At 47.4% G+C, this 13,382-nt stretch carries 9 protein-coding genes; 8 read left to right on the top strand and 1 reads right to left on the bottom strand.

Going from position 1 to position 13,382, the window contains the following annotated elements:
- The 3 genes from LL912_RS05760 to LL912_RS05750 all read left to right on the top strand — a co-directional run bounded on the left by LL912_RS05760 (position 1) and on the right by LL912_RS05750 (position 4,622).
- A complete protein-coding gene (locus tag LL912_RS05760; protein ID WP_235552625.1) occupies positions 1-1,398 on the top strand; it encodes a sugar porter family MFS transporter in 1,398 nt (465 codons plus the stop codon).
- A 75-nt stretch (positions 1,399-1,473) separates the two neighbouring features.
- The gene (locus LL912_RS05755; protein ID WP_235552624.1) at positions 1,474-2,901 is read left to right on the top strand and encodes a glycoside hydrolase family protein; all 1,428 of its coding nucleotides are present in this window, start codon (positions 1,474-1,476) and stop codon (positions 2,899-2,901) included.
- 101 nt (positions 2,902-3,002) lie between these two features.
- Positions 3,003-4,622 carry a hypothetical protein gene (locus LL912_RS05750; RefSeq protein ID WP_235552623.1) on the top strand — a complete coding sequence of 540 codons (1,620 nt, stop codon included), beginning with the start codon at positions 3,003-3,005 and terminating at the stop codon, positions 4,620-4,622.
- Between the two features lie 561 nt (positions 4,623-5,183).
- Here the strand turns inward: LL912_RS05750 and LL912_RS05745 are convergent.
- Entirely contained in the window at positions 5,184-5,495 is a 312-nt protein-coding gene (locus tag LL912_RS05745; protein ID WP_235552622.1) for a winged helix-turn-helix transcriptional regulator, read from the bottom strand.
- Between the two features lie 70 nt (positions 5,496-5,565).
- On the opposite strand from LL912_RS05745, the gene LL912_RS05740 reads away from it, so the two are divergent.
- From LL912_RS05740 to LL912_RS05720, 5 genes are all read left to right on the top strand, one after another.
- The gene (locus tag LL912_RS05740; RefSeq protein WP_235552621.1) at positions 5,566-6,480 is read left to right on the top strand and encodes a ClpXP adapter SpxH family protein; all 915 of its coding nucleotides are present in this window, start codon (positions 5,566-5,568) and stop codon (positions 6,478-6,480) included.
- A gap of 628 nt (positions 6,481-7,108) precedes the next feature.
- Positions 7,109-7,915, top strand: a complete 807-nt coding sequence (locus LL912_RS05735; protein WP_235552620.1) for a serine O-acetyltransferase — start codon at positions 7,109-7,111, stop codon at positions 7,913-7,915.
- A gap of 90 nt (positions 7,916-8,005) precedes the next feature.
- A complete protein-coding gene (gene cysM, locus LL912_RS05730; RefSeq protein ID WP_235552619.1) occupies positions 8,006-8,878 on the top strand; it encodes a cysteine synthase CysM in 873 nt (290 codons plus the stop codon).
- A gap of 193 nt (positions 8,879-9,071) precedes the next feature.
- Positions 9,072-11,621, top strand: coding sequence for a TonB-dependent receptor (locus LL912_RS05725; protein WP_235552618.1), 2,550 nt, complete (start codon positions 9,072-9,074; stop codon positions 11,619-11,621).
- A 199-nt stretch (positions 11,622-11,820) separates the two neighbouring features.
- Positions 11,821-13,359 (top strand): PepSY-associated TM helix domain-containing protein, encoded by a 1,539-nt coding sequence (locus tag LL912_RS05720; protein WP_235552617.1) that lies wholly within the window; start codon positions 11,821-11,823, stop codon positions 13,357-13,359.
- The last annotated feature ends 23 nt before the right edge of the window (positions 13,360-13,382 follow it).

Genomic DNA, 13,382 nt, shown 5'->3' with positions numbered 1-13,382 from the left:
ATGCAGATATCAACAAATGATCGTTTGGGTGCAACGGCAAGAGGAGGAAAGAATCTTTGGGGCATTTCATTGATTGCTGCCCTGGCGGGGTTTATTTTTGGATTCGATACCGTTGTGATTTCAGGCGCCAATTTACCCATTAAAGCGTTATGGCATACCTCACCCTGGTTTCACGGTTTCTTTATTATGTCGATGGCTTTGTGGGGAACGGTAGCCGGGGCTTTGCTGGGAGGAATGCCCACACAGAAATATGGCCGGAAAAAGGTGCTGCTATGGATTGGCCTATTGTTTAGCGTTTCAGCAATCGGTTCGGCATTGGCGCAGGATCCCTATACGTTTTCTTTCTTTCGTTTTATTGGAGGACTGGGTATCGGCGTTTCTTCGGTTGCTGCCCCTACCTATATTTCGGAAATCTCAACGCCCAAAACAAGAGGACGGTTGGGTGCTATGTACCAGTTTAATATTGTGTTTGGAATATTGATCGCATTCCTGTCTAATTATTTCCTGCAGGGCGTAGGTGGCAACAACGACTGGCGCTGGATGCTGGGCGTAATGGCCATTCCATCTTTGATTTATACATTGATGGTTTTTAGCATTCCCGAAAGTCCGCGTTGGTTGCTATCGGTAAAAAATAATACAGTGGCTGCCAAAATGGTATTGCTCCGCCTGGGTGTGGTGGACCCCGACAAGGAAATTGAAGCAATTAACGAAGTTGAAAAGAAGAAGGCCGGACAGGTAGCTGCGATGAGCATTTTTTCGCCCAGGTATCGGGTGGTTTTGTGGCTGGCATTTTTTATAGCTTTTTTCAACCAGTGGAGCGGGATTAACTTCATCCTGTACTACGCACCAGAGATACTCGAACGTGCCGGTTTAGCCTCCAGAGATTCTTTGGGCAATTCAATTCTCATCGGCTTAACGAATCTCATTTTTACTTTTATCGGGTTATATTTTATTGACCGGGCCGGCCGTAAAACGCTTTTAATAATTGGCTCGCTGGGTTATATAATAAGCCTGGCCATGGTTGCCTGGGCTTTTTACACCGGTGCAGGCGCCAATTTCCTTTTGGTATTCCTGATGCTGTTTATCGCCGCACATGCGATTGGGCAGGGAGCGGTGATATGGGTATTTATTTCCGAAATCTTTCCCACAAAAGTGCGGGCAGCGGGGCAGGCTTTTGGCGCCAGTGTGCATTGGGTGTTTGCGGCAGTTATTACATTGATCACCCCGGTTTTTTTGGACGCAGATAACGGGATCTTTAAAGATAATCCCTGGCCCATCTTTTTGTTTTTTGCATTGATGATGGCGTTACAGTTAGTGTGGGTGTTGGTTAAAGTGCCTGAAACCAAGAGTATTTCGCTGGAGGAGCTGGAAAAAAAGTTAATACGACAGGGAAACTGAACCGGCAATAGTTACTGTTTTAATGATGGAAACGCTTATTAGTTACAAACAAAGAAGGGTCTTAAAATGGCATTGATGAACTTAAAGAAAAGCATAGCCATGGCGGCGTGGCTGGCAATGGTTTCATTTGCAGGGGCTCAGCAACTAACAGTATATCCTGCCCCGGCCCCGGAAACGGACCCCTTGCATAATGAAGATTTTACGGTTAAAGTGAGAAAACCCGGAGGGGCATGGCAGGACTTGTATGAGTACAACATAAAAGTGGACGAGGTAAAAGATACCAGGCATACGGTAATGCAGGCTTCTATGTGTAGCTTCGATTTTTCCGGCGAAGTGGAAGTAGCGGTAACTCCTAATAACAGCCAGATAAATACGGCACGTATCCGGCCACTTTCACATAATATCACTCATAAAATATCAGGGAATACCCTTTATTTTAAACTAACGAGGCCCGTCAATCTTTCTGTGGAGATCAACGGTGATATTTTTCATAACCTTCATTTGTTTGCCAATCCAATGCCAGACTTTAAGCTTCATAAAAAAGACAGGAACCTGATATATTTCGGGCCTGGTGTGCATGAAGTGCCAGGAGGTAAATTAATGATCGCTTCGGGGAAAACAGTGTATGTGGCAGGTGGAGCCGTTATTAAAGGGCAGTTGGTGGTAAGCGGGGTGCGCGATGTAAAGATCATCGGCAGGGGTATTATCGATTTTTCGATAAAGGGTGCTGTGCAGATTGAAAGATCCCGGAATATATTAGTGGAGGGATTAGCGCTTACCCAATGCCCTGTAGGAGGGTCGGACAGTGTCACCATAAAAAATGTAAAAAGCATCAGCTACTATGGCTGGGGCGATGGTATGAATGTTTTTGCAAGCAATAATGTTTTGTACGACGGTGTGTTTTGCCGTAACTCCGACGACTGTACTACGGTGTATGCCACCCGCAAGGGCTTCGTGGGCGGGTGCCGTAATATTGTTATGAAAAATGCTACGCTTTGGGCGGATGTGGCGCACCCCATCATGATTGGCATTCACGGTAACGCTGAAAACCCGGATACAATACAAAACCTGGTTTACCGTAATATTGATATATTGGATCATAAAGAAGCGCAGTTGGACTATCAGGGTTGTTTTGCCATTAATGCAGGAGATAATAATTTGATAAGGGATGTAAGATTTGAAGATATACGGGTAGAAGATTTCCGGCAGGGACAACTTTTGAATATCCGTATCTTTTATAATAAAAAGTATTGTAAGGCCCCCGGTTCAGGAATAGAAAATGTGCTGTTTAAAGACATCGTTTATAACGGGAACAACGCGGAGCTCTCTGTGATCGCCGGATATGACAGCTCCCGGATGGTTAAAAATATCATTTTTGAAAATTTGCTCATCAACGGCAAAAAGATTGCTGATAACATGCCCGGTAAGCCCGCCTGGTATAAAACAGGGGATATGGCCCGGATATTTATTGGAGCGCATGTGGAAAATGTAGTATTTAAATGATGGGCTTGGATTCTATTTTCATTGCCTGACAATGCATGTGTCTTCACGCAGCAGGTTTCAGCGGTCATCCTGAATCTTCTATGCGCATAAAAAAACATTCAATGACTTCAACACGATGGATCATTTTCATGCCTCTTTTAATCCTGCTTTTTCAACAGGTACAAGGTGCAGAATACCAGTGGTCGACCAAAGTAAAAGGATTTGTATCGTCTGAAACGAATGACTACGCCCAGGCATTTTTGTGGATACCTCCGGATTGCCGGCAGGTGAAGGCTGTAGTGCTGGGGCAACACAATATGTGCGAGGAAACCATTTTTGACCATGGCACTTTTAGAAAGGCCTTGTCGGAATTGGGTATTGCTATTATTTGGATCACGCCCGGTATAGACCAGCAATGGGATATCAGGAACGGATGCCAGGCAGTATTTGACAATATGATGAGCGACCTGGCTCAGAAAAGCGGTTATAGCGAATTAAACCATGCGCCGGTTATTCCCCTTGGACATTCTGCAATGGCCACGTTTCCGTGGAACTTTGCTGCCTGGAACGCTGGCAGGACCTTAGCAGTTATATCGTACAAAGGCGATGCACCGCGTACCAACCTTACAGGTTATGGACGGGAGAATCTTGAATGGGGGCGCAACCGGAATATTGACGGTATTCCCGGTTTAATGATCGAAGGGGAATACGAATGGTGGGAAGCGCGGGTCACTCCGGCGCTGGCATTTCGCGTCATGTACCCCGAAAGCTGTATTTCTTTTCTTGGTGACGCCGGCCACGGCCATTTCGACGTTACAGATGAAGTAGTAGCATATATGGCGCTATTTATAAAAAAAGCAGTGGCTTTCAGATTGTCCCTGAGCAACTCCCTGGATAAGCCGGTACAACTTATTAAAATAGATAATAAAAAAGGATGGCTGGCAGAACGCTGGCACCCCAATCAAAAACAAAGGGCGGGTGCTGCGCCATTTGTTTCTTATAAAGGAGATGTGCATGACGCATTTTGGTATTTTGACAAAGAGATGGCGGTAGCTACAGAAAACTATTACAGTAGGAAAAGAGGCAGAAAGATGCAGTACCTGGGGTTTCAATGGATGGGAAAGTTGTTGCCTTTCAGCAGCGCCACGCATGCGCAATATGGTAACAGTCCCATCCTTCCGGCAGAGGATGGCCTCACTTATCATTTATCTGCTACTTTTACCGATGCTACCCACAGGGTATTGTCTGATGTCCATGCTGCTACCCGGATTGCTATTGATCGTATCTGCGGGCCTGTTGAAAAGATCAACGATACTACATTTCGCCTGGCATTTTACCGGATGGGATTGGATAATTCCAAACGAACCAATGATGCCTGGCTTTTTGCGTCTGCCGGAGGCAACGCTGTTTATAAAACTTCCGTGCAACAGTTTAACTATAAAATACCCTATCCGCTTACAGATGGAAAGCGGCAGGAAATATTCTTTCCTGCAATAAACGATGTGACGAGGAGTACCGTGTCGGTTAAATTGAACGCCAGGAGTGATAGTGGCTTACCGGTTCTTTATTACATCAAAGAAGGCCCGGCTTGTTTAAAGGGGGATGAAATAATATTCACCAAAATACCGCCGCGGGCAAAATTCCCGGTAAAGGTAACAGTGGTGGCATGGCAATACGGAGTTAGAGAGAAAGTTCAGTCGGCCCAGCCTGTGGAGCGTACGTTTAATATAAATGAGCTATAACTTCTTAAAACTGCGCCGCATTTAAAACCAATCTGCTGGAATGTTCAATAGTGGCAATGGTGTTTTAAATGATTCTGATGTTTTTATTGTTGTTTTTCTTTTTATAATCTCCGCACTATAGTTTCCGTTTCTTCAATGCGCATTATAACAGATGCGTTCATTGACCGGTATTCATTCTTTCAGTAAGTTTCAAAAAATACAGGATAACGTACGTTCCATGTTATATAAGAACCCGTTACTGACTTCGCCTGAATTTTTGTGCTTCACAATGAACTACGAACGCTTGACTTGGAATATTTTCAAACCAAGCCTTAACTCTTTCCCTTCGCATCAGCAGTTAGAAATCGTAAGTTAAATGAAGGATTATTCTTTTGACAGGTATTTTGACAAATAAAGCGGTTAAAGTATTTGATTTTTAATCATAAATAAACCCGGTCCCGGACGCGCATGGTTGTAACCAATACGCTTGCAACCCTTTCTTATGTGCCGGTTGCCGGTTGTTGAACAATATCAGCGACAGGCGCTATTTAAAGCTCCTATCTCGGTAACCTATTCCTGTTTCTATACGATCCCTTCCAGTTGCAGGAAAACAGGAACCAGCGATCTTCCTTTTCCGGTTAAATGATATTCTATATGCAATGGCTTCTGCCGGATAATGATTTTTTCCAACAAGCCGAGCTCTTCCAGCTCTTTTAAGGCAAGTGACAGGGTTTGTTTGTTGGAACCCCGGATCTGGCGCAGCAAACCATTGAACCGCAGTGGTGTCTCCATGGCCAGACGGAAAATTTCGGGTTTCCATTTGCCTGCCAGTGCTTTTAAAAGCCCCTGTGCAGGACAGGTTTCCGGGTTGTTTGTCAAATTCTGAGTGGTCATAAATTTCTGACTTATTGCGGGAAAGCGCTATACGATGCAACTTTGCACAAAGATAAAAATAAATTAAACGATGCAACAGCAAGATCACCCGCTTCTTTGCGACCCGGCCGAAGGAATCTGCGGAATACCTGCCGGTACCGTGGAAAAACAAATTCCTGTTCAGGATGCCGGAACACCGGTTCAGATTCTTTATTTCACAGACCCGATTTGCTCTTCCTGCTGGGGCATTGAGCCGCAATTGCGAAAGCTGAAGCTGGAATATGCCGGCTGCATTGAAATCGAATACCACATGGGCGGCCTGCTGCCCGATTGGAGCTATAACAGCGGCGGCATCAGCAAGCCTTCGGATGTTGCGCATCATTGGGACGAAGTAAGCGTTTATTACGATATGCCAATTGATGGCGACATTTGGTTGGAGGATCCGCTGGCTTCTTCTTATCCGCCTTCCATCGCATTCAAGGCAGCGCAGCTGCAGAGCCGGGAAAAAGCTGTATGGTTTTTAAGAACGATCCGCGAAATGGTTTTCCTGCAAAAAAAGAATATTACCCGCTGGGAGCATTTGGAAGCAGCAGCCAAAAAAACAGGGCTGGATCCCGTTCGACTGAAAACGGACTTCGGGGGAACGGCCAAAACGGTTTTTGAAGAAGATCTGAATGTTGCAGGAATGCTGGGCGTACGTGGGTTTCCCACCCTGTTTTTTATCGATCCATATGGAAACAAAGAGCTTGTATATGGCACAAAGCCTTACGCCGTTTATGAAGCAGCGGTTTTAAAACTTCATCCCGTCGCCGCCAAAACGACCTATAGCAAAAACTGGGAATCTCTTTTCTCGAAGTACCCCAGCTTAACGGCAAAAGAGTTTTCAGTACTTTCGGACACGCCCCGTGCAGAGAGTGAAAAAATATTGAACGCGTTAAGTAGGTCGGGCGTACTGGAAAAGCAGACCACCAAAAACGGCTCAATCTGGAGGATTAAAACGATCTGAATGCCTGCCTGCCGGCTAAACCGGCCGACCAGGGTGGCAGCGCATGGATTTGCGGCAAATGATGTGATCCTTGATGCGTACACCGGAGGTTTTTGTCACTAAAATTCGTGATACGCGTATATCGGAATATTGAATAATTTGCTTCCACAATTGAACAAGATTAAAACTTAGAGTTCCGCCGGGGTTTCCACCCTGGCTTTGTTTTGTATCCAATCCGAATTACAGAATCAGCAGGAACCAAAGATATTGGGGTAAACGGGACAAAAAAATAAGAGGGAATACAATGATCTGGAAAAATCCTGTAGCCCTCTTAAGCCCTCTAAACCGTCATAAAAATAATACAGTTCAAGGCCGGTTGTTTTATTATTCGATGAAATGCCCGGGATTTTCGCCGTTCTGCCGTAAAATATGGCCGGAATTCATGTTGGCTGCAGATGCACTCATTGTTGATGCACTTTTTTTTACTGCATATCCTAAAAATATAAGTGCACCGGCCGCCCGCTCAACAGGTGAAGGAATGCTGCGCTGTTTTGTAAAACCGATTTTATACCCGTTCTGCTTGTTTTGTATTTTTTTAGCAACGGTTTTTAATTATTATGGTAGATTTGTGGGGTATGATCAGGTGATTATGGACCCAAATTTTTATCAACAGATATTTGAATCGCAGAAGGGCGTGCCCGCCGTACCTCCCAACCAGGTAATTTCATCCTGGGCAGATGCGCTGATTTGTTTATTATTTCCCGAGCGTGCCGATTGCTTCCCCATCAGTACGGAAGAAGTGCAGCATAAATTCGGTCTCCGGCAGAAGGAGCTGGAATCGATCCTTGCAGTTACGGATACCTGCAAACAGGTATCGAACAAGGCGCATGATTTTTTTCACCGGTTGCCCGATCTGTATCGCTTGTTAAATACAGATATCGAAGCCATCCTTTCGGGTGATCCGGCAGCTAAAACCCGTTTTGAAGTGATCCGGGCCTACCCGGGTTTTTTTGCCATTGCGTATTACAGGATCGCCAATGCCCTGCTTGCCTTGCAGGTACCGCATTTGCCGCGGATCCTCACGGAGCACGCACACGGCATTACCGGTATTGATATTCACCCCGGTGCTGCCATCGGCGCCTATTTCTGTATTGATCATGGCAGCGGTACGGTAATCGGGGAGTCGACTGTTATCGGCAATCATGTAAAAATTTACCAGGGGGTAACCCTGGGGGCGCTTAGCGTAGACAAGAGCCTGATGGACCGCAAACGGCATCCTACAGTGGAAGACGGTGTGGTCATTTACTCCAATGCCACTATCCTGGGTGGGGATACGGTGATCGGCAGCAATAGTATTGTAGGCGGAAATGTATGGCTTACCCGGAGTATTCCACCCAATTCGAAGGTTTATCACCGTCCGTCGATCGACCTGGTAGAACAGGATATACTGGAGTAAGAGCCGGTAGCCGTTTGCTGGCATTTAGAATTTGATATTTGACATTTGATATTTGGAACTTGATATTTAGGATTTAGAATTTATCAAAAAATGGCTTCATTACTGGAACTGATCGGCCATACGCCGATGGTGGAATTAAAAAACCTCAATCGTAATCCCAGCATAAAAATATACGCCAAACTCGAGGGTAACAACCCGGGGGGCAGCGTAAAAGACCGTGCCGCCTTAAACATGATTGCGTCTGCCCTGGAGCGGGGTGATATCAAACCCGGCGACAAAATGGTGGAAGCGACCAGTGGCAATACGGGCATTGCCCTGGCCATGATTGCCCGGTTTTATAACCTGGACCTGGAGCTGGTGATGCCCGATACCTCTACGCGGGAGCGCACGCTGACCATGGAAGCTTTTGGAGCCCGGGTAACCTTGCTCAACGGAATGGAAACCTGCCGTGATTATGCAGAAGAAAAAGCGGCAAAGGGAGAGGCCTTTATCTTAAACCAGTTTGCGAATAACGACAACTGGCGTGCACATTATAAAACTACCGGTCCCGAAATATGGAACGATACCCAGGGAACGATCACTCATTTTGTAAGCGCCATGGGTACCACGGGCACCATTATGGGATGTTCCCGGTATTTAAAGGAACAAAACCCCGGCGTCCAGATCATCGGGTGCCAGCCCACGGAAGAGGCCTCCATACCCGGCATCCGCAGATGGCCCGAAGCCTACTTGCCGAAGATATTTGAACCGCAGCGGGTAGATCGTGTGATGGATATTACCGAGCAGGAAGCCATCGGTTACACAAGGCGTTTGGCGAAGGAAGAAGGAGTATTTGCGGGAATGAGCACGGGTGGTGCGGCGGCGGCGGCGTTCCGGGTTGCGTCCGAACTGGAGGAAGGTACCATTGTTTTTATTGCCTGCGACCGCGGCGACCGGTATCTGAGCAGTTCGCTTTTTGGATAGGAGACACAAGATTTCAGATGTCAGATTTCAGATATGAATTCTCGCAGCTCCATTCTCGTGTCTCGCATCTCAATTCCTACATCTCATTTACGCAATCCGAAAAAAAAATACACGTCTTATTTTTCCCGATCTCGGAACGGGGCTGGCCGCAACCGCGGGTAAATTTGCCTCCTGATTTTAAATAAGACGATATATGATAAAGAAGTTAGTGATGGCGTTGCTTTTTATAAGTAACGCTTTGTTTTTATGTGCGCAACAGGCCTCTATCCATGGAACCGTAACTACTGCAGACGGACAGCCGGTATCGCAGATCAGCATTGTGCTCAAAGACACCAAATGGGGAACTGTTTCCAATGAGAACGGCTTGTTCCAGATCAAAAACATTAAGCCCGGGGAATATACGCTGGAACTTTCGTTTACGGGAGATATCCGGGAACAAAAAGCGGTTTCTTTACACCCCGGCACCAATTTAGAATTACATTTCCGCATCCGGGAAACCTCTAAAGACCTCAGCGAGGTGATCGTGGAAACCAGCAAGATCATGAACCGGGCAAGCGTGTACTCGAATAAGATGCCGCTTGCTAACCTGGAAAATGCACAGGTCGTAACGGCGATCCCGGATGTGATCCTGCGGAAGCAGATCGCCATGAGCCTGGAAGATGCTATGAAAAATGCAACCGGAATGTCGAAGATCTGGGATGCGACCAACCGCCCGGACGGCGGTTCCATTTTTGTGAGCCGGGGCTTTCAGACCACCACCAAGGCCCGTAACGGATTGCCCAATATTGTAAATACGAATGTTGAAATGGCCAACCTGGACCGTATCGAAGTGCTGAAAGGCCCTTCGGGTACCCTATTTGGAAGCATCGTAAATTCCTATGGCGGGTTGATCAACCGCATTACCAAACGGCCATACTTCTACAACGGAGGGTATGCTGATGTGGCTTACGGCTCTTATAACTTTATGCGGGCTTCTGCCGATGCTAACGTGGTGTTGAAAAAAGACCAGATGGCCTTCCGGATAAATGTGGCCGGGCAGAACCAGGACAGCTGGCAGGATGCCGGTTTCCAGCAAAACTATATTCTTGCGCCCTCTTTTATTTACAAGCCCAATGACCGCTTTACACTGAATGCCGATGCAGAGATTGCCGGCTCTAAAGGAAACAGCAATGGCGGCAATTTTATGTTCATCCTGCCGCCGAGCACCATCAATGCCTTGCTGGGCTCTATGCTGTATGCCCGGTTGCCCAGGGAAACAGCAGACGGGATTATGGCCCGGGCGCCCAAAACACTGAAAGAGGCTTATGGCACAGACCGGATCAACGAACTGAAGCTGGATTATAACCGGTCCTTCATCGCAAACGATGTTTATTCCAAAACCAATACCAACTCATTTTTTGCGGATGCCCGTTACCAGCTGTCTGGTAACTGGACTTCTCAAACAGCCGTTACCTATAGCCTGAGTCATAACAGGGGATATGCCGCATTCCAGTACCTGCTTCCCAACTATCCCGCAAACCTGCTGCATACGCTGGCCGGCGGTACGCCTGATTTTGGTGTACCGGGTACCGATAGCATCGCCCGTATGGTTTGGAAGCCCGTAGGAAGTACCAAGACCTTCGACATACAGCAAAACTTTGTTTCCGACTATACCTTCGGCAAACTGCGGAACCGTATGGTTGCGGGACTCGACTACCTTTCTTACCGCTCCGATGTGACCTATTATTATTTCAGCGGGTTGTTACATGGGGTAGCGCCCTATCCTTATCTTTTTGATGTGGCAGATGCCGGCGGCAGGGCCGGATCGGGCCTCGTTTACAACAAACCGAATATCGATAATGCCTACCAGACAAGGGGTAATGTAAATGCCAGTCCTTATATCCAGCATTCGGATGTATTCAGCGGTTATATCAATAATATCACCAATATTACGGATCAGCTGATCGTTTCGGCAGGTGTTCGGGTAGACCGGTTTGACAATAAACAAAAGGATGCGGTCCCCGAAAAAGTAAAGCCGGTACAAACCAAGGTTTCTCCAAAATTCGGATTGATTTTCATGCCGGTTAAGGACCAGCTGTCGCTGTTTGCCAACTATCAGAACGGTTTTACCAACCAGTTTGGACTGAGCAGGGACAGCATTGCTTTTGACCCCGAAGCGGCCAACCAGAAAGAGGTTGGGATTAAATATGCGCTCTTTAAAAATAAGCTCACCGGAAGTATCAGCTATTATGATATTCTTGTAAAAAATGTGGTGCGCCAGGATCCGGCAGCGCCCAATTTCAGCATCCAGGACGGAGAACAGCACAGCAAAGGGGTGGAGGTAGAAGTGCTGGCTAACCCTTACAGGGGCTGGACACTGCTCTTCGGCTATGGTTATAACGACAGCAAGATGCAAAAGGCCGATGCCGATGTGAACGGACTGCGCCCGGTACCTGCGGGACCTTATCATACGTTTAATTTCTGGACGAATTATACGTTTACCACTACCGTACTGGATGGACTGGGTGTGGGCTTCAGCCTGAATCATTCCGGCGAATCGAACGCCGTAAACAGCAATTTTGATGGCAGGCTGATCCTTCCGGCCGCCACCATCCTGGGGGCGCATCTTACATACGACCGCAAACGGTACCGGATCGGGTTGAAAGTGAACAACGCGGGTAACGAAAAATATTGGAAGGGTTGGACCAATTTTATTCCGCAGATGTCCCGGCAACTGATCGGGACCATTGCCTATAAATTTTAAAGGATATGCTCCGGGTAACCATTGACCGAGGTGTTTTTTTTGAATAAAGCTGCTTCCATATTTACCGGAATCGGGCAGCAGCGTTTCCGGCTGATTGAAACAGATCAATACACCGTGGACCGAGTTTTTGCGAAATCAGTACAAAGCCCGGCAATTATCTGCGGGAATCAGAAAGCTGCACCGGCTTCAATCTTTCAAAATGGAACGAAAAAATAAAAGACTGCAATGGGCCGTTCACCAGAAACGCTGGTTTGGAAAATGGCATCTCTACCTGGGCATCATTGCCGGTGCGGTACTTTGCGTAGTGGGACTTACCGGCAGTATCCTGGTTTTTGCAGATGAAATCGACCAGGCTTTGAATAAAGACCTGTTCCGGGCGATGGAGCACCAGCGCCGGTATTCGATCGAGGAAATTGCCACTTTGGTGCCGCAAAAGTATCCCGGAAAAAAAGTGGACTACGTGTTCCTGCCGAAGGAGGGAGACCCCAATATCAGTTATGTTTGTTACAACTTTACCACCGAAGAGCAATTTTTTATCAACCCCTACACGGCAGCTCTCACAGGTAAGCGCCTGCATCACAGTTCGTTTATCGGGTTTGTTACCGAGCTGCATACCAACCTGCTGATGCACGGTCCGGGGCAATATATCGTGGGGCTGGCAACGCTTTGCCTTCTGGTGCTTACCGTCAGCGGCCTGCGGCTTTGGGTGCCGCAGCAATACCGGAAATGGAAACAATGGCGGTCGGTGCTTACCGTAAGTTTCAGATCCGGGTGGAAACGGCAAAATTACGACTGGCACAATGTGCTGGGGGTGTACTCGGCGCCGGTAGTCGTCATGTTATCGCTAACGGGATTTGCGCTAACGTTCGGGCCGGTTTTTATTGCACTGCTATTTATCCTTACCGGCCGGTCGCCGCAATCGGTGCAACAGATCTTCGGGCAAAAATCTGCATGGGGGCAGGGGCAGAGGGCATTAACCCCCACGGGGGCGGCAACCGTTGCACGGGCGCAATTTCCGCGTGCCGTTATCCGGGGCATTGCGTACCCAGCAGACAGCACGGCCGCCTACCGGTTTGATATGCGGTCTGACGGCGTATCGAAGGAAGGCAACCGGATCATGCTGAGCATCGATCAGTATACGGGTAAACTATTATTGAACAGCGAAACCGATTTCCCGAATATTGGCAACAGCTATCTAACCTGGCTGGTTCCGCTACACCTGGGTACATTTGGGGGGCTGCCTACCCGCATCCTGGCCTTTTTAGGAGGGTTGGTTCCGTTGTTATTATTTGTAACGGGCTTTATTATCTGGTGGCCCCGGTTTAAAAAACAGCAGGGGAAAAAGGGCGCCGTGCCACCCAGGCCGCCTAAAGATGAAGCGGTATTACAGACCATTGGCGCATTACCGGCAGCCCGTTATTTTCTTGTTTATTTTAAAAAAGGATTGAAATACGGGGCGCTGTTGCTGGGATCGGCCCTGCTGGCAGGAGGACTTTACGGGGTTCTTTCGGGGATCGTAATTGAACCGGCGTTGTTTGCCGTATTGTATACCGGCATTCCGGTTATTGTAAACGTAGTGATGGCGCTGCTGGCATTCCTGACAGGCGGGTGGTTGCTGGTTATACTCAAAAAGCCGGTAAAAGGATTGTTGAAATATCTCTCGCTCTCATTAGCCATCCTGCTGGTTTTTCTGCCCTTTGTACTGGCCATCGCCCTGCTTTCAAAAAACCTGTTTTAATAATATCGCCATTCGTGTTAAGG

This window comes from Niabella agricola, from assembly GCF_021538615.1.
GTDB classification, from domain to species: Bacteria; Bacteroidota; Bacteroidia; order Chitinophagales; family Chitinophagaceae; genus Niabella; species Niabella agricola.
This window is presented reverse-complemented; position numbering and strand designations above follow the sequence as displayed.

What these genes read in the sequence shown, in the direction of transcription:
- LL912_RS05760 (WP_235552625.1), top strand. Translation starts at nt 1, where the DNA reads ATGCAGATATCAACAAATGATCGTTTGGGTGCAACGGCAAGAGGAGGA.
- LL912_RS05755 (WP_235552624.1), top strand. Translation starts at nt 1,474, where the DNA reads ATGAACTTAAAGAAAAGCATAGCCATGGCGGCGTGGCTGGCAATGGTT.
- LL912_RS05750 (WP_235552623.1), top strand. Translation starts at nt 3,003, where the DNA reads ATGACTTCAACACGATGGATCATTTTCATGCCTCTTTTAATCCTGCTT.
- LL912_RS05745 (WP_235552622.1), bottom strand. Translation starts at nt 5,495, where the DNA reads ATGACCACTCAGAATTTGACAAACAACCCGGAAACCTGTCCTGCACAG.
- LL912_RS05740 (WP_235552621.1), top strand. Translation starts at nt 5,566, where the DNA reads ATGCAACAGCAAGATCACCCGCTTCTTTGCGACCCGGCCGAAGGAATC.
- LL912_RS05735 (WP_235552620.1), top strand. Translation starts at nt 7,109, where the DNA reads ATGGACCCAAATTTTTATCAACAGATATTTGAATCGCAGAAGGGCGTG.
- cysM (WP_235552619.1), top strand. Translation starts at nt 8,006, where the DNA reads ATGGCTTCATTACTGGAACTGATCGGCCATACGCCGATGGTGGAATTA.
- LL912_RS05725 (WP_235552618.1), top strand. Translation starts at nt 9,072, where the DNA reads ATGATAAAGAAGTTAGTGATGGCGTTGCTTTTTATAAGTAACGCTTTG.
- LL912_RS05720 (WP_235552617.1), top strand. Translation starts at nt 11,821, where the DNA reads ATGGAACGAAAAAATAAAAGACTGCAATGGGCCGTTCACCAGAAACGC.